Raw genomic sequence first — 16019 nt, 5'->3', positions numbered from 1 at the left:
TACTGAATTGTTTCAGGAATTAAGCGAAAATAAAAACGCCCGCAGTTGCGGGCGTTCATTAGTGACCGGATTACCCGGTTATCGTGGGTTTACTCTTCTTCGTCGCGCAGCGGGACAATCAGCATATCAACGTGGACAGTGTTGATTAACTGGCGCGCAGAGGACATCAGCTTGCTCCAGAAGTCCTGGTGATGACCGCAGACGACCAGATCCATGTCGTATTTCTTAATGGCATCAACCAGTACCTGACCCAGATCGCCGCTGCCGCTCAGGGTTTCAGTGATCGGGTAGCCCGCATTGGTGGAGAGTTCGGTCAGAGCGTGGTGAGTTTCTTCGGAAATGCGTTTCTGCATGTCGCCCAGATTCACATCGATCAGGCCGGTATAAAGGTCAGAGTAGTTCACGTCAACGTGGATCAGGGAAACTTTTGCGTTGTATGGACGCGCCATAGAGACCGCTTTTTCTACCAGAACTTTGCTTTCCGGAGAAAGATCAACCGCGATGAGAATGTGCTTATAAGCCATAGTGTTACTCCTTCCATAAAGTTGTCGATGACCAGCCAGCCAGCGTTTCTTATGCCGTCGCGTTACCCGCGTCCTGTGAACGTCCTGCGCGGGGCTAACTGAGCCTGTAGAGATTATCCTTACAGTATAGTGACAGGAATAATCCGTCAATCCGCCTTGCTTACCAGATAGTTAAACAAATTTGTCAGTAAATTGCATTGACAGCGGTTAACCTTCTGGTAAAAAAATTAACTGATCTCCTACACTATTTATATACACAGCATCCTTCAAGCTGCATCAACGCAGCGAGCAAGGCTCCAGGTGCATGTGGCTGGCGTAAGCCAGCACAGAGGCAGCTTGAACGATGAAGTGTTAAGGCCGCTCGGATGTTAAGCAATCATAAGCGCGGCTTCGGTAGTTCTCTTTCTAACTGTCTGGCAGGTTATCGGGGAGCGGTAGTCCCGGAGTGAAGTTCCGTGGGCGGGTCGCCGGGGAGGAGGTATGATTAGCACCGTCGCATTATTCTGGGCCTTATGTGTCGTTTGCATTGTTAACATGGCGCGCTATTTCTCTTCGCTACGTGCGCTGTTAGTGGTACTTCGTGGTTGCGATCCATTGCTCTACCAGTATGTGGATGGAGGGGGCTTTTTTACCTCGCATGGTCAACCCAATAAGCAGATGCGTCTGGTGTGGTATATCTACGCCCAGCGCTATCGGGATCATCATGATGATGAGTTTATCCGTCGCTGTGAACGTGTGCGACGTCAGTTCATTCTGACCAGCGCGCTGTGCGGACTGGTCGTGGTGAGTTTGATTGCCTTGATGATTTGGCACTGAGCAAAAAAAAGCGGGCCAGTTTCCTGACCCGCTCATTACAACATTCGTTCGTTTAGATAAGCTTCAGCGAGAGCCAGTACAGCGTCCCGGAAAGAATAATCGCCGCAGGCAGGGTAAAGACCCATGCCATCAGAATGCTGGTGACCGTTTTACGCTGCAACCCGCCACCGTCAACAACCATCGTCCCCGCAACGGAGGAGGAGAGTACGTGGGTGGTGGAAACCGGCATACCGGTGTAACTCGCCAGACCGATAGAGACGGCGGCGGTCATTTGCGCCGACATCCCCTGGGCATAGGTCATGCCTTTTTTACCGATCTTCTCGCCGATGGTGGTTGCCACGCGGCGCCAGCCGATCATGGTACCAATACCCAGAGCAAGCGCGACGGCCATGATGATCCAGACTGGCGCATACTCAATGGTGCTGAGCATATCGCTTTTCAGTTTCTTCAGCAGACGTTGATCATCATTGCTGACGCCAGGCAGTTTCACCACTTTATCGGTGGTGTCGGAGATGCAAAGCATAATACGACGCAGCTGACCACGCTGCTCAACGCTTAATTTGTCGTAGCTTTCCACATTATTTGCCAGCATCGCTTTCGCACGATCGAGCGCGTTCAGCGTGTTTGCCGGGTGACAGTGGAATTCTGTTGACTGCGCTTCGCTGGGTTCTGGCGACGGGATCAGCTGATCGACACCCGTGACCTGCTTCAGAAGTTCCGGGTGCTGCTGGAAGTAGACTTCAACGTTGTTGATGGCGTCACGGGTACGGGTGATTTCATAACCGGAAGCATTCATGTTCACCACGAAACCTGCGGGCGCCACGCCAATCAAAACCAGCATAACCAGGCCAATGCCTTTCTGACCGTCGTTCGCACCGTGAGAAAATGCCACGCCGATAGCAGAAAGGATCAGTGCGATACGCGTCCAGAACGGCGGCTTTTTCTTACCGTCTTTCTTTTCACGCTCGGCTGGGGTCAGGTGAATTCGGGCGCGTTTCTTGGTGCCGCTCCAGTAGCGACGCAGCAAGAAAATCAGACCGCCAGCAAACACCAGGCCGACAATAGGGGAAACGATCAAAGAACCGAAAATATTAATCACTTTCGGGATATTCAGTGCATCCACCACGGATGTGCCGGTCATCATCGCATTGGTTAAACCGATGCCGATAATTGCGCCAATCAATGTGTGGGAGCTGGAGGCAGGCAGACCAAAGTACCAGGTACCGAGGTTCCAGATGATTGCCGCAAGCAGCATGGAGAACACCATGGCGAGGCCATGAGCGGAACCCATGTTAAGCAGCAGATCCGTTGGCAACATATGCACGATGGCATAAGCAACGCTAAGACCGCCCAGTAAAACACCAAGGAAATTGAAGACCGCAGCCATAATTACCGCAAGTTGCGAACGCATCGCGCGGGTATAGATGACGGTCGCCACTGCATTGGCTGTATCATGGAAGCCGTTAATTGCTTCGTAGAACAGCACAAAAGCCAGAGCAAGCAATAGTAAAAGCCCGGTATGTAAATCCAGGCCAGCAAACAAATGTAGCATAGGACGTTACGCCATTTTGAGGACATGAACGCGGCGCATTATCAGTGACTTTGGCGGCGCGGGCAAAGTGAAATATAGACTTTTTTTGATATATATCCTGCTTTGTTAACTGCTTCTAAGGAATTATCTTAAAGAATTCAGATAAATACCCATAAGCGGTAATTTTGTCGCTGGTGCGACCACTGAGGAATCTTTACAATTCCTCCCCGGTTATTGGAGAGGAATGCAAAGTGGAAAGGTTTGATACCGTTATTATAGGCGCAGGTGCGGCAGGTATGTTCTGTGCCGCACTGGCGGGACAGGCAGGCAGCCGCGTGCTGCTGATCGATAACGGTAAAAAGCCGGGACGTAAAATTCTTATGTCTGGCGGGGGCCGCTGCAACTTTACTAATCTTTATGTCGAACCCGCGGCCTATTTGAGCCAGAATCCACATTTTTGCAAATCAGCGTTGGCGCGTTACACCCAGTGGGACTTCATCGACCTGGTCGGTAAGCACGGCATTGCCTGGCATGAAAAAACGCTGGGTCAGCTATTCTGCGACGACTCTGCCCAGCAAATTGTCGATATGCTGGTGGCCGAATGCGAAAAAGGCCGCGTCACGATGCGGTTACGCAGCGAAGTTCTGAGCGTAGCACGGGACAATGAAGGTTTCACGCTGGAACTTAACGGCATGACCGTCGGGGCCAAAAAACTGGTGATTGCCTCTGGCGGTCTTTCTATGCCGGGGCTTGGGGCGTCGCCGTTTGGCTATAAAATTGCCGAACAATTTGGTCTTAACGTTCTGCCCACGCGCGCAGGCCTGGTGCCTTTCACGTTACATAAGCCGCTGCTGGAGCAGCTTCAGGTACTCTCCGGCGTTTCTGTCCCTACGGTGGTTACCGCGCAGGACGGCACCGTATTTCGTGAAAATCTGCTCTTTACGCATCGTGGGCTTTCGGGGCCTGTGGTTTTACAAATTTCCAGCTTTTGGCAGCCTGGTGAATTTGTCAGCATAAATTTGTTGCCGGATGTTGATCTGGACGATTTCCTCAATGAACAACGTAATGCCCATCCTAATCAGAGCCTGAAGAACACGCTGGCGATGCAGCTGCCGAAGCGTCTGGTGGAGTGTCTGCAACAGTCCGGACAGATTCCGGATGTGACGCTGAAGCAGCTCAACGTGCGCGAGCAGCAAACGCTAATTGGAACACTGACCGAATGGCGCGTGCAGCCCAACGGCACGGAGGGTTACCGCACGGCGGAAGTGACCCTCGGCGGCGTGGATACCAACGAACTGTCGTCGCGGACGATGGAAGCGCGCAAAGTTCCGGGGCTTTACTTCATTGGTGAAGTGATGGATGTCACCGGCTGGCTGGGCGGTTATAACTTCCAGTGGGCGTGGTCAAGCGCCTGGGCGTGCGCGCAGGATTTAGTCCCGGCTGAATAACGTGTTATAGCGTGATGGCAGCGCCGTCCCGCTAATCATCCAGGGGATGTCACCCGGCATCCTCAACCGTTTGATTGACGAAACCGGGTCATCCGCTTTCTGCCGCAGGGATGACACAGCGCAACTGTCAGCGATAATCAAATAGACATGATGAATATAAATGTTAGTATTTAATTGATATTAGCTATGAGTATGCGTGTTTCATTTACGGCCAGGAACGCTGATGATGACAACATTACTACCCGTTTTCAAAGCTTTACCGTCATTCACTTTCCTCAACGGCGAGCGTCCTTCTGACGTTTGCACGCTGTCTGGTCGTACGCTTTATTTCCTTCTTTTCCCTGATAGAAGATACCGCTGAACACCCGTTCAGGGGAGCTTTGTGACACGCATCGTCTGGTAACAGGGATTATGGCGGGTCGATTATGGACAAAATTAAGCGTCATCTGACGTGGTGGATTGCAGGCGCAGTGGTTGTGGTCGCCGCCCTGGCGTGGTGGATGTTGCGACCCGCTGGCGTACCGGAGGGTTTTGCCGTCAGTAATGGCAGAATCGAGGCGACGGAAGTCGACATCGCCACCAAAATAGCAGGCCGGATCGATACTATTCTGGTGAAAGAGGGGCAGTTTGTCCGTCAGGGCGAGGTGCTGGCAAAGATGGATACCCGCGTGTTGCAGGAGCAACGCCTGGAAGCCATTGCGCAGATCAAAGAGGCCGGGAGCGCCGTTGCCGCCGCACACGCGCTGCTTGAACAGCGGCAGAGCGAAACCCGCGCTGCCGAATCGGTGGTAAAACAGCGCGAGGCCGAACTGGATTCGGTTTCTAAACGTCACGTCCGTTCCCGTTCACTGTCACAGCGTGGCGCCGTCTCAGCGCAGCAGCTGGATGACGATCGCGCCGCGGCAGAAAGCGCGCGCGCCGCGCTGGAATCGGCAAAAGCGCAGGTGTCAGCGACGAAAGCGGCGATTGAAGCGGCGCGCACCAGTATTATTCAGGCGCAAACCCGCGTGGAGGCTGCTCAGGCAACCGAACGGCGTATTGTGGCCGACATTGACGACAGCGAATTAAAAGCGCCGCGGGACGGTCGCGTGCAGTACCGCGTTGCCGAGCCGGGCGAAGTGCTGGCAGCCGGTGGCCGGGTACTGAATATGGTCGACCTCAGCGATGTCTATATGACTTTCTTCCTGCCCACCGGGCAGGCTGGTTTGCTGCAAATCGGGGGGGAAGCGCGTCTGGTGCTGGATGCCGCGCCGGATCTGCGTATTCCGGCCACCATCAGCTTTGTCGCCAGCGTGGCGCAGTTCACGCCGAAAACGGTTGAAACCAGCGATGAACGGCTGAAGCTGATGTTCCGCGTGAAGGCGCGTATCCCGCCGGAGCTGCTACAGCAGCATCTGGAATATGTCAAAACCGGACTGCCGGGCATGGCGTGGGTGCGGCTGGATAACCAACGCTCCTGGCCAGATGAGCTGGTGGTGAGGTTGCCGCAATGATGTCCCTGGCGCAGGTTTCCGTTTCTCCCGTGGCGCACCTTGATGGCGTGAGTCAGCATTACGGGACAACGGTGGCGCTGAACAATATCACGCTGGATATCCCCGCCCGCTGTATGGTGGGACTGATTGGCCCGGACGGTGTGGGTAAATCGAGCCTGCTGTCGCTCATCTCTGGCGCGCGTGCGATCGAGCAGGGGAATGTGATGGTGCTGGGAGGAGACATGCGCGATCCGAAACATCGCCGGAACGTCTGCCCGCGCATTGCCTGGATGCCGCAGGGATTGGGTAAAAACCTGTACCACACGCTGTCAGTGTATGAGAACGTCGACTTCTTTGCGCGCCTGTTTGGTCATCACAAAGCCGAGCGCGAGATGCGTATTACTGAACTGCTGAACAGCACCGGGCTGGCACCGTTTCGCGATCGGCCTGCCGGGAAGCTTTCCGGCGGGATGAAGCAGAAGCTGGGGCTGTGCTGTGCGCTGATCCACGACCCGGAGCTGTTAATTCTTGATGAACCGACTACCGGTGTCGATCCGCTCTCCCGTGCGCAGTTCTGGGAACTGATTGACAGCATTCGTCAGCGCCAGACCAACATGAGCGTACTGGTTGCCACCGCGTATATGGAAGAGGCCGAGCGTTTCGACTGGCTGGTGGCGATGAATGCGGGTGAGGTGCTGGCGACCGGCAGTGCGGAAGCGTTGCGTGATAAAACCCACAGCGACACGCTGGAGCAGGCGTTTATCGCCCTGTTGCCGGAAGCGCAGCGCCAGGCACACAAGCCGGTGGTCATTCCACCTTACGATACCACGCAGGAAGAGATCGCCATTGAGGCGAAAGATCTGACGATGCGCTTCGGCAATTTCGTCGCCGTCGATCACGTCAACTTCCGCATACCTCGCGGGGAAATCTTTGGTTTTCTCGGCTCTAACGGCTGCGGTAAATCCACCACGATGAAGATGCTCACGGGCCTGCTGCCCGCCAGCGAGGGTGAGGCGAGGCTGTTCGGACAGCCGGTGGATCCGAAGGATATCGAAACCCGCCGCCGGGTAGGCTATATGTCGCAAGCGTTCTCACTTTACAGTGAGCTGACCGTTCGGCAAAACCTGGAGCTGCATGCCCGTCTGTTTCACATACCGGAGACGGAGATCCCGGCGCGGGTGGCGCAGATGAGCGAGCGCTTTATGCTGACCGATGTTGAAGACATCTTACCGGAGTCGTTGCCGCTCGGTATTCGCCAGCGTTTGTCGTTGGCGGTGGCGGTGATCCATCGCCCGGAAATGCTGATTCTGGATGAACCAACCTCCGGCGTGGATCCGGTTGCCAGGGATATGTTCTGGCAGCTGATGGTGGATCTGTCACGTCAGGATAAGGTGACGATTTTTATCTCCACCCACTTTATGAATGAAGCGGAGCGCTGTGACCGTATGTCGTTAATGCACGCCGGGAAGGTGCTCGCCAGCGGTACGCCGCAGGAGCTGGTGGAACGGCGGGGCGCAGCCAACCTGGAAGAGGCGTTTATCTCCTGGCTGGCGGAAGCGGCAGGGACTGCGCCAGACGCCCCGGTGCCGGAAGTGGATGCCCCAGTGGTGCATCAAGAGGTTAACGCGCCGCGTCAGGGCTTTAGTCTGCAACGCCTGTTCAGCTACAGCCGACGGGAAGCGCTTGAACTGCGGCGCGATCCGATCCGCTCAACGCTGGCGCTGCTGGGTACGGTAATACTGATGTTGATTATGGGTTACGGTATCAGCATGGACGTGGAGAATCTGCGCTTTGCCGTCCTTGACCGCGATCGGACGGTCAGCAGCCAGGCCTGGACGCTGAATCTGGCGGGCTCCCGCTACTTTATCGAACAGCCGCCGTTGACCAGTTATGACGATCTTGACCGACGAATGCGATCGGGTGACGTGACAGTGGCGATTGAAATTCCGCCAAATTTCGGTCGTGATATAGCGCGTGGCACGCCGGTGCAGATAGGTGCCTGGGTGGATGGGGCAATGCCCAGCCGCGGTGAGACGGTGAAGGGGTACGTGCAGGCAATGCACCAGACCTGGCTACAGGACGTGGCGAGCCGCCAGTCGACGCCCGCCGGACAGGGCGGGTTAATGAACATCGAAACCCGCTATCGCTATAACCCGGACGTGAAAAGTCTGCCAGCGATTGTTCCGGCGGTGATCCCGCTGCTATTGATGATGATTCCTTCCATGCTCAGCGCCCTGAGCGTGGTCCGGGAAAAAGAGCTGGGATCGATCATTAACCTGTACGTCACACCCACCACCCGCACCGAATTTTTGCTTGGCAAACAGCTACCTTATATCGCCCTGGGGATGCTGAACTTCCTGCTGCTCTGCGCGCTGTCGGTGTTTGTGTTTGGCGTGCCGCACAAGGGCAGTTTCCTGACGCTCACCCTGGCGGCGCTGGTTTACGTCACCATTGCGACCGGTGTGGGGCTGCTGATCTCAACCTTTATGAAGAGCCAGATTGCCGCCATTTTCGGGACATCGATCATTACGCTTATTCCGGCAACGCAGTTCTCCGGGATGATCGATCCGGTGGCCTCGCTGGAGGGACCGGGACGTTGGATCGGTGAGATCTACCCCACCAGCCATTTTCTGACGATTACCCGCGGGACGTTCTCGAAAGCGCTGGATCTGATGGATCTCTGGCAGTTGTTTGTGCCGCTGCTGATAGCCGCTCCGGTGGTGATCGGCCTGAGCGTACTGCTGCTGAAAAAACAGGAGGGGTGATGCGTCGATTACGCAATATCTTCAACCTCGGCATCAAAGAGTTGCGCAGTCTGCTGGGCGACAAAGCGATGCTGACGCTGATTGTCTTCGCCTTTACGGTTTCGGTTTACTCCTCCGCGACGGTACTGCCGGGGTCGTTGCATCTTGCGCCGATTGCGATTGCCGATATGGACCAGTCGCAGCTGTCGAATCGTATTGTGAACAGCTTCTACCGTCCGTGGTTTCTTCCACCAGAGATGATTACCGCCGATGAGATGGATGCCGGGCTGGATGCGGGTCGCTACACCTTTGCCGTCAATATTCCGCCGAATTTTCAGCGTGATGTGCTGGCAGGGCGGCAGCCGGATATTCAGCTCAACGTCGACGCAACGCGCATGAGCCAGGCGTTTACCGGCAACAGTTACATTCAGAACATCATCAGCGGCGAGGTGAACAGCTTTGTGGCGCGTTATCGCGACAATAGCGAGCTGCGGGTTTCGCTGGAAACCCGGATGCGCTTCAACCCGAATCTGGATCCCGCATGGTTCGGCGGCGTGATGGCAATTATTAATAACATCACTCTGCTGGCGATAGTGTTGACCGGATCGGCGCTGATCCGCGAGCGGGAACATGGCACGATCGAACATCTGCTGGTGATGCCGATTACGCCGTTTGAAATCATGATGGCGAAAATCTGGTCGATGGGGCTGGTGGTACTGGTGGTATCCGGGTTGTCGCTGATGTTGATGGTAAAAGGGGTTCTTGGCGTGCCGATTGAAGGCTCCATCCCGCTGTTTATGCTGGGCGTGGCGCTGAGCCTGTTTGCCACGACGTCAATCGGCATTTTTATGGGTACGCTGGCGCGCTCAATGCCGCAACTGGGGCTGCTGATGATTCTGGTGCTGCTGCCACTACAGATGCTCTCCGGTGGCTCCACGCCCCGTGAAAGTATGCCGCAGATGGTGCAGGACATCATGCAGACGATGCCGACCACCCATTTTGTCAGCCTTGCGCAGGCGATACTCTATCGCGGCGCCGGATTTGCTATTGTCTGGCCGCAGTTCCTGACGCTACTGGCAATCGGCAGCGCCTTTTTCCTGATTGCACTGCTGCGCTTCAGAAAGACGATAGGCACGATGGCGTAAACATCATTCACGTTTAAAGAGCCAGCGTAAATGGACTGAACCCATAAAGGCTGGCTCTTTTTTTAAGTTATGATGCCTGCCTGAGAAGCGGGTGCCCTTCATTCATCATCATAATCTTGCTGTAAACATCTTCCTCTACCGCATATTTTGCCGAAGCCATGACCCTGGCCAGATTCGCCTCGTTATGATTATTGACATACGCTTTGCCGACGGCAGTGATAAATGCCTTACGCAGATCGCTGGCGATATTGACCTTGGCAACCCGATAATCCACAAAGCTACGTAAAATATCAGGGGCGATCCCGGAGCCACCATGAATCACTAACGGCACGGGGGTGATATCCGCAATTTGTTTGAGCAGCGGGATATCAATACGCGGAATATCATCCAGCCCATGTACATTACCGATAGAAATAGCCAGCATGTCACATCCGGTTCGTTCAACGAATGTTCTGACCTTTTCCGGATCTGTTTTACAGTCGGCTTCGCTGACATGATCGTCCTCTTTCCCGAGTATAGCCCCGAGTTCTGCTTCAACCGGTACACCAAAGGATTTACAGAAATCTACGGCTTCTCGCGTAAATTCGATATTCTCTTCAAACGAAAACGCGGCACCATCGATCATGACGGAGGTAAATCCGGCGCGCACCGCCTGTTTTACATCGTCCTGGGTTTTACCGTGGTCGAGATGTAAGCTCACCGGGACATCCATTTTATCCGCGTGTCTTTTTACAATTTCATAAATGTAATCATATCCCGATAATTGCGCATTGGTTGGCGCGATCTGAATAAAATTGGGTAAACCTGAATGCTCGATTGCATTTAAAATGGAAATTGTCGTTTCCAGATTGGTGGTATTAAATGCGCCCGCTAATATCCGTTTTTCCTGAATACGGTCGAGCAATATCCGTCCATTTACTAATGGCATAATTTTTACCTCATATCATTAAGCAGGTGATTGATTATTCGGCTTCGCCAAACCGGTCGCGAAAAAGAGTCACAAGCGTCTGCATTGCATCGGCTTCATCATTTCCTTCACAGCGTATTTCTACCGTCTTGCCGCCTTTAATTCCGGCACGCATAATATTCATCATGCTGGCGGCATTAATGTCATTACCTTCGTAATGCAGCGTTACGCGACAGGAAAACCGTTTAACCGCTTTGGCCAGACTGGCAGCGGGACGCGCATGCAAGCCCGTACTGTTTTTGACCTCAATAACTTTACTCAGCATTGTGTTCCTCCCGGATGTGGGTCTGGATTATGCCCTCTTGCTGTAATTTAAGGCGGTACCAGGTTTTCCACTTCTGTTGAAAACGTTGTAATGAGTGATAGCGAACCCTGTCGGGGAGATAACGTTGTCCGACGTTGATCTCTGGTGATGAAAGTGTTGGGCAGGCTGTGAGGAGCGCACCGACGGATACCGCTTCCTGAAAAGCGATCGCCTCTACCGGACGTTGCAAAATATCGGCTTTTAGCTGTAACCAGAGCGGGTTCTCCGTTGCCGGACCGATGACTTTCATTGCGCTTGTCGTCGGGACATTAAAGCAGGAAAAGCAGTTTGCGAACTCCATCGTCAGGCCAAGAGAAACGCTGGCGATTAACGTATCTACGTTTAGATGGTCACCAAGTCCGTAGAACAACCCCCGGGTATGGCGATTCTTAAAAGGTGATCCTGAACCTCGCAGGTGAGGGATAAACACCGGTAGCTCATCAATATTCCACCGCCCCGCCAGATAGTCGTGGTAACCGCGATTGAGCGATGTGGCGATCTCTTCTTCTGTCAGACGAAAGGTATTGCGGAGCCATTCCAGGGCATAGCCTCCCACGGGAAGCGAAGCAAACAGCGTGAATTGTCCCCTCAAAGAGTAACGACCATTTGCCAGCTTATCTCTTCGCGCCTGTTCATCCAGCGTTGGCTGCGTATCGAGTTGTAAAATCCCTTCGGTGGTGCCTGTCGAGTTGAGGATATCCCCGGGGACCATCTGCAATGCCCTGGCACCGACCATATGGTCATGCCCGGCAAGCGCCACGCTAACGGGAGACGCAAAACCTAATTGCTGGCGAAGCGTTTCGCTCACCCAGCCTGCAGGCTCACCCGGCTGAACCAGCGGCGCGAATACCGAAAAAGGTATACATAATAACGCTGCCGCCTCCTGCGACCATGTCCCCTTGCGTACATCCAGACAGAGTGTACGGCTTGCTAACGTAATATCTGTTCGCTGTTGGCCCGTAAGACGCCATAACAAGACTTCCGGAGCATGCAGCCAGCGGATATCGTTACGATCGTGCAGTAAGTGATGTTCCAGCAACCAGCGCATCTTAAAAGCGGAGTAGTTACTATGTACCGGTAAGCCAGTGATTTCATACAGTGTATTGCTGGCTTCTTCATTTAATGTGTTGAGATATTCTTCTCCACGGCGGTCATACCATGCCAGCATCGGCGTCAGGATCTCTCCCTTCTCATCAATGAAAACGCCTGATTCACCAAAACTGGCGATACTGATGCACGTAACCGGTAGCGGTGATGCAGTGGTTAAACGTGTCATCGCAAGGATGACCTCCTGCCAGAGCCTTTCGATGTCGAAATCGACCGCGCCCTGTGGTGAAACGTTTTTGGGCGTCACGAATTTTAAAGCCCCAAGCGTTGTCGCATCCTGGCAGGAAAAACAGGTGACTTTGCAGTTGGTGGTACCAATATCAATGACGATAGCCGCGCTGTTGTCAGGCATAGACCGTACTCCTCGTCATTTTAAAGATGCCGTACAGCACCAGGCCTATGATCGGGATTAAGCCAATCGCGATCGGGTTGCCGTTGAAAATCTCCATTAACCAGTAGCGGAAAGGATTTCCGCCATCCAGGAAGCTGGATACTTGCCCGCTGGAGCCTTCGGCAAATTTGAAATTCACATCTTTCGCCATTCCAGTGATAAATGGCGCGATTTTGGTAGCGATCCATAAGTCAGCCACAATGACGGGGATTGCTGCCAGCACGGTGCGGAAAATATTGCCGCGGCTTGCCAGTGCAATCATTGAAGCCATGACGGCAAGGTTCGCAAGATCGCCCAGCGGCAGCACTTTATTCCCCGGTAGAATAAAGGCGATAAATACGGAGATGGGAGTAAGCAGCAACGCGGTTGAGATAATGGCGGGATTACCTACCGCAACGGCGATATCCAGACCAATGTAGAGATCGTCACGACCGGGATATTTGGCATTCAGGTATTTTTTGATGGCTTCTGACAAGGGAAGCAAGCCTTCCATCAGAATACGGACCATGCGCGGCAGAATAAACATTACGCCGCCGATACTGATGCCTAACAGCAGAATTTGTTTGAAATCATAGCCAGCGATAACGCCCAGTAAGATCCCAAGAATAGTCCCCACCATCATGGGTTCACCGAAGATACCAAATTTCTTCTGGACAGTTTCTGGGTCGATATGAATACGATTAAGACCTGGGATTTTATCGATGATTTTATCAACCAGTAAACCGACCGGGAAAAAGACGACGGAAGACAGCGTGGGCAGAGAGATCCCTTCCAGACCGAAATATTTCTGCACCAGAGGTGCAGACCAGTCTGCCAGTTTGAGTACCACAACGGCGGCAATGGCGGCGGCCAGCAGGCCAAAGAATAAGCTGCCCGTACTGTAATACACCAGCGTCCCGGCTAAGGCGAAATGCCAGTAGTTCCACATATCAACATCGACGGTACGTGTCTTGTTGAAAGCAAGCAGCGCAACGTTAATCAGAATGGTTAAAGGGATAACGAAGGGCGCAATCGGGGAACCCCAGGTTATCGCGGAAAGAGGAGGCCAGCCCAAATCCACAACAGGCAAATTAATACCGGTCCGCTCAACCATTGCCTGTGCCGCCGGGCCAACATTACTGGTCAGAATATCAAAAATGGCATAGATACCGACGAAACCAATCCCGACAGTTAATGAAGAACGCAGCGCTTTGGCCGGTTTGACTTTAAAACAGAGTGCGAGAATAAACAGGACCAGCGGCAGCATTACCGTCGGGCCAAAACCCAATATATATTGCACGATATTATAGAGGGTATGAGCTATTTCGTTCATGATAAACCTCTTTTTTCAGGCGACAGCGCTCCTCGCGTTAGCGCCTGTTTTAGTGAGTCGGATATTAATAATATTTATTGGTTTTTAAGAATTGAGACAATTTGCGCCAGTACTTTATCCTCACCAATACCGGTAATAATTGGCAGGCCATTTACAACCGGCACATCCAGTTCATAGGGTACTTTGGTTGTTGATACAATCAGGGCGATGCCATCAGTATTCCCCGGTAGGGAGGCGACATTAGTCTGTGAATAATTGACCTGTAATCCCTGTTCTTTACAATATTCCATGACTTTTTCAGTCACCGCCGTGGATGTTGCAATTCCAGTAGCACATACGAATAAAATTGTCTGACTCATATTTCACCTCGTTCTGTCATTTTTTGCGAGATAGCTGAATAAATATCGGCTGTCTTCATATTGAGTAATGACTCCATAAAGGTACTGTCCTGAATCATCTCCATGATCCAACCTAACGCATTTAGCTGCTTATTACTTTCACTCAGTGCAAGCAGGAAAATAATGCGAACTGGCACAGGCTCTGGTTCGCCCCCCATATCTGCAAATAAAACCGGTTCGGGTAAAATGCCCAGAGCAATGGCGTTCCTGCGTACATGCTTGTGATCGGTATGCGGGATGGCAACGCCGATGGGTTCGGTCGGTAGACCCGTCGGGAAATTTTCTTCGCGTTTAAGTACATGTTCGGCGAAATCCCCAACCACCAGCTCGTCATTAATCAGCGGCTGCGCAAGCTGGCGGATGATCTCATCAATACCCAATCCTGCTGGCAGTTGTTGGATATATTCCTTTTTAAAATCAACTCCCTGCATATAATCCCCTTGTTATTTCATGGTCATAATTTATCGGTGATTAACTCACTTCCCGACGCTGGAGTACGGTTCCAAGATAATATTTGTTCCCTTTCAACCAGACATTGCCAAACTCAACCGGCAGCTCTCGGGAAAAAAAGACCAGCTGCTCAAGATGGAGCACCGGCGCTTCTTCACTGATGTCCAGAAAATGTCCGCGTTCATTACCGATTAATCTGGCGGCATAGCGACTTTCTGAGTAACGAATTTTATTTTGAGACAATCGTTCAATCGTCGGGAATAAATTATTCTGATTAAAGTCGACATCGATAATTCCCGGACATAACTCAATGTTGATACGGTTCTCAATCAACATCACTTTCTCTTCGCCAATTGAGCGTAAACGTTCCAGGTAAAGAATGTCCTGGCCTGGTGTAATACGCAGTTTTTCTGCCACATAACGATTGGCGGGTTCAATACGTGAAGTAATGACCTGCGTCGTAAAGTTTATTTTTTGGCTTTCCAGCGATTCTGCAAACGACAGCAACCCCTCGCCCAATGGATACGCAATATTCTCTTTTTTAACAAATGTTCCTTTGCCCTGAACCTGAATCAGAACACCTTCTTTGACCAGTTGGGCAACCGCTTTTTTGACGGTACCCCGACTGACTTCCAGCATATCCATTATCTGGAACTCAGACGGAATACGATCGTCTTCAACCAACTCGCCGGTATAAATACTCTCTCTTATCCATTCAACCACCTGCTGATAAAGCGGTATTTGTGATGATTTACTCAATGATTTCATGGTGCGCACCTGATCATTTAGAGTTGTCTATGGACAATCATGGACAACTTCAAATGTATAATAGGGGAACCGTGAAAGAAGGGGGTCGAAGCGTCTCACAATTTGAGCGACCGAATCGTGATCAAAAAAATGTGATTTGCGTCGTGTTTCTGGTCAAGCAGGAAAGGGGATGAATGCCGGTTTGTTTTCTGGCCGGGCTGGCAAAGCGCGCCCGGCAGCGTCAGGATATCTCACTCTTCTTTCGGTAAGCACTGCAAATGACCGTGGCGCACGCCACGCTGGGAGATAACATCATCCGCAAAATGCTGAACGTCGCCCATGTCGCCTTTCAGCACGGCGATTTCCAGGCAGTCGTCATGGTTGATATGTACGTGCAACGTGGCGACAGACAAATCGTGATGGTGATGCTGGGTGGAGACTATCCGGCTGGCTAAATCCCGTTTCTCATGTTCATACACGTATGAGAGCACCGCAAAGCCCTGGGTGCCATGTTCCTGCATGGTTTCCTGGGACAGCGCACCGCGCAAAATGTCACGAATCGCTTCAGAACGGTTATTGTAGCCACGACGCTGGCTCAGGCTGTCGAGCGTTTCCAGTAAATCGTCATCGAGAGTGATAGTGACACGTTGCATCTGATTTAAA

Annotated in this window: 15 protein-coding genes; 5 read left to right on the top strand and 10 right to left on the bottom strand. The window is 52.6% G+C overall.

Annotated features, from left to right (window positions below; genetic code table 11):
• Nucleotides 1–89: 89 nt before the first annotated feature.
• A complete protein-coding gene (uspA, locus tag C3432_RS20915; protein WP_000323571.1) occupies nt 90–524 on the bottom strand; it encodes a universal stress protein UspA in 435 nt (144 codons plus the stop codon).
• A 480-nt stretch (nt 525–1004) separates the two neighbouring features.
• Between uspA and uspB the strand changes: the two genes are divergently transcribed.
• A complete protein-coding gene (gene uspB / locus C3432_RS20910) occupies nt 1005–1340 on the top strand; it encodes a universal stress protein UspB (protein ID WP_103778505.1) in 336 nt (111 codons plus the stop codon).
• A 52-nt stretch (nt 1341–1392) separates the two neighbouring features.
• Here the strand turns inward: uspB and pitA are convergent, their stop codons facing one another.
• Nucleotides 1393–2892, bottom strand: a complete 1500-nt coding sequence (gene pitA / locus C3432_RS20905; RefSeq protein WP_103778503.1) for an inorganic phosphate transporter PitA — start codon at nt 2890–2892, stop codon at nt 1393–1395.
• 230 nt (nt 2893–3122) lie between these two features.
• Between pitA and C3432_RS20900 the strand changes: the two genes are divergently transcribed.
• The 4 genes from C3432_RS20900 to C3432_RS20885 all read left to right on the top strand — a co-directional run bounded on the left by C3432_RS20900 (nt 3123) and on the right by C3432_RS20885 (nt 9680).
• The gene (locus tag C3432_RS20900) at nt 3123–4319 is read left to right on the top strand and encodes a BaiN/RdsA family NAD(P)/FAD-dependent oxidoreductase (protein ID WP_103778501.1); all 1197 of its coding nucleotides are present in this window, start codon (nt 3123–3125) and stop codon (nt 4317–4319) included.
• Nucleotides 4320–4744: 425 nt separating this feature from the next.
• Nucleotides 4745–5812 carry an HlyD family secretion protein gene (locus tag C3432_RS20895; RefSeq protein ID WP_103778499.1) on the top strand — a complete coding sequence of 356 codons (1068 nt, stop codon included), beginning with the start codon at nt 4745–4747 and terminating at the stop codon, nt 5810–5812.
• Complete coding sequence (gene rbbA / locus C3432_RS20890; protein WP_103778497.1) at nt 5809–8556, top strand: ribosome-associated ATPase/putative transporter RbbA; 2748 nt, start codon at nt 5809–5811, stop codon at nt 8554–8556. Before C3432_RS20895 ends, rbbA begins: the two co-directional genes overlap by 4 nt.
• Complete coding sequence (locus C3432_RS20885; RefSeq protein WP_103778495.1) at nt 8556–9680, top strand: ABC transporter permease; 1125 nt, start codon at nt 8556–8558, stop codon at nt 9678–9680. The genes rbbA and C3432_RS20885 overlap by 1 nt, the downstream gene beginning before the upstream one ends.
• A gap of 67 nt (nt 9681–9747) precedes the next feature.
• Here C3432_RS20885 and C3432_RS20880 read toward each other — a convergent pair whose 3' ends face one another.
• From C3432_RS20880 to nikR, 8 genes are all read right to left on the bottom strand, one after another.
• Nucleotides 9748–10608: a class II aldolase gene (locus C3432_RS20880; protein ID WP_103778493.1), complete on the bottom strand. Its 861-nt coding sequence runs from the start codon at nt 10606–10608 to the stop codon at nt 9748–9750.
• Nucleotides 10609–10642: 34 nt separating this feature from the next.
• On the bottom strand, nt 10643–10912 hold the full coding sequence (locus C3432_RS20875; protein WP_103778491.1) for an HPr family phosphocarrier protein: 270 nt from the start codon (nt 10910–10912) through the stop codon (nt 10643–10645).
• A complete protein-coding gene (locus tag C3432_RS20870; protein ID WP_103778489.1) occupies nt 10902–12410 on the bottom strand; it encodes an FGGY-family carbohydrate kinase in 1509 nt (502 codons plus the stop codon). Before C3432_RS20870 ends, C3432_RS20875 begins: the two co-directional genes overlap by 11 nt.
• On the bottom strand, nt 12403–13761 hold the full coding sequence (locus C3432_RS20865; protein WP_103778487.1) for a PTS galactitol transporter subunit IIC: 1359 nt from the start codon (nt 13759–13761) through the stop codon (nt 12403–12405). Before C3432_RS20865 ends, C3432_RS20870 begins: the two co-directional genes overlap by 8 nt.
• A gap of 74 nt (nt 13762–13835) precedes the next feature.
• Nucleotides 13836–14120 (bottom strand): PTS sugar transporter subunit IIB, encoded by a 285-nt coding sequence (locus C3432_RS20860; RefSeq protein WP_103778485.1) that lies wholly within the window; start codon nt 14118–14120, stop codon nt 13836–13838.
• Nucleotides 14117–14590, bottom strand: coding sequence for a PTS sugar transporter subunit IIA (locus C3432_RS20855; protein WP_103778483.1), 474 nt, complete (start codon nt 14588–14590; stop codon nt 14117–14119). Before C3432_RS20855 ends, C3432_RS20860 begins: the two co-directional genes overlap by 4 nt.
• A gap of 40 nt (nt 14591–14630) precedes the next feature.
• Nucleotides 14631–15377: a GntR family transcriptional regulator gene (locus tag C3432_RS20850; RefSeq protein ID WP_103778481.1), complete on the bottom strand. Its 747-nt coding sequence runs from the start codon at nt 15375–15377 to the stop codon at nt 14631–14633.
• Nucleotides 15378–15607: 230 nt separating this feature from the next.
• Nucleotides 15608–16009 carry a nickel-responsive transcriptional regulator NikR gene (gene nikR / locus C3432_RS20845; protein ID WP_103778479.1) on the bottom strand — a complete coding sequence of 134 codons (402 nt, stop codon included), beginning with the start codon at nt 16007–16009 and terminating at the stop codon, nt 15608–15610.
• Nucleotides 16010–16019: the final 10 nt, after the last annotated feature.

It is taken from the genome of Citrobacter amalonaticus (assembly GCF_002918555.1).
In the GTDB taxonomy this organism is placed as follows: Bacteria; Pseudomonadota; Gammaproteobacteria; order Enterobacterales; family Enterobacteriaceae; genus Citrobacter_C; species Citrobacter_C amalonaticus_A.
The sequence above is the reverse complement of the archived record's forward strand: the minus strand, read 5'-3'. Positions and strand labels throughout refer to the sequence as shown.

What these genes read in the sequence shown, in the direction of transcription:
- nikR (WP_103778479.1), bottom strand. Translation starts at nt 16,009, where the DNA reads ATGCAACGTGTCACTATCACTCTCGATGACGATTTACTGGAAACGCTC.
- C3432_RS20855 (WP_103778483.1), bottom strand. Translation starts at nt 14,590, where the DNA reads ATGCAGGGAGTTGATTTTAAAAAGGAATATATCCAACAACTGCCAGCA.
- C3432_RS20895 (WP_103778499.1), top strand. Translation starts at nt 4,745, where the DNA reads ATGGACAAAATTAAGCGTCATCTGACGTGGTGGATTGCAGGCGCAGTG.
- rbbA (WP_103778497.1), top strand. Translation starts at nt 5,809, where the DNA reads ATGATGTCCCTGGCGCAGGTTTCCGTTTCTCCCGTGGCGCACCTTGAT.
- C3432_RS20860 (WP_103778485.1), bottom strand. Translation starts at nt 14,120, where the DNA reads ATGAGTCAGACAATTTTATTCGTATGTGCTACTGGAATTGCAACATCC.
- C3432_RS20880 (WP_103778493.1), bottom strand. Translation starts at nt 10,608, where the DNA reads ATGCCATTAGTAAATGGACGGATATTGCTCGACCGTATTCAGGAAAAA.
- C3432_RS20870 (WP_103778489.1), bottom strand. Translation starts at nt 12,410, where the DNA reads ATGCCTGACAACAGCGCGGCTATCGTCATTGATATTGGTACCACCAAC.
- C3432_RS20875 (WP_103778491.1), bottom strand. Translation starts at nt 10,912, where the DNA reads ATGCTGAGTAAAGTTATTGAGGTCAAAAACAGTACGGGCTTGCATGCG.
- pitA (WP_103778503.1), bottom strand. Translation starts at nt 2,892, where the DNA reads ATGCTACATTTGTTTGCTGGCCTGGATTTACATACCGGGCTTTTACTA.
- C3432_RS20850 (WP_103778481.1), bottom strand. Translation starts at nt 15,377, where the DNA reads ATGAAATCATTGAGTAAATCATCACAAATACCGCTTTATCAGCAGGTG.
- uspB (WP_103778505.1), top strand. Translation starts at nt 1,005, where the DNA reads ATGATTAGCACCGTCGCATTATTCTGGGCCTTATGTGTCGTTTGCATT.
- C3432_RS20865 (WP_103778487.1), bottom strand. Translation starts at nt 13,761, where the DNA reads ATGAACGAAATAGCTCATACCCTCTATAATATCGTGCAATATATATTG.
- uspA (WP_000323571.1), bottom strand. Translation starts at nt 524, where the DNA reads ATGGCTTATAAGCACATTCTCATCGCGGTTGATCTTTCTCCGGAAAGC.
- C3432_RS20885 (WP_103778495.1), top strand. Translation starts at nt 8,556, where the DNA reads ATGCGTCGATTACGCAATATCTTCAACCTCGGCATCAAAGAGTTGCGC.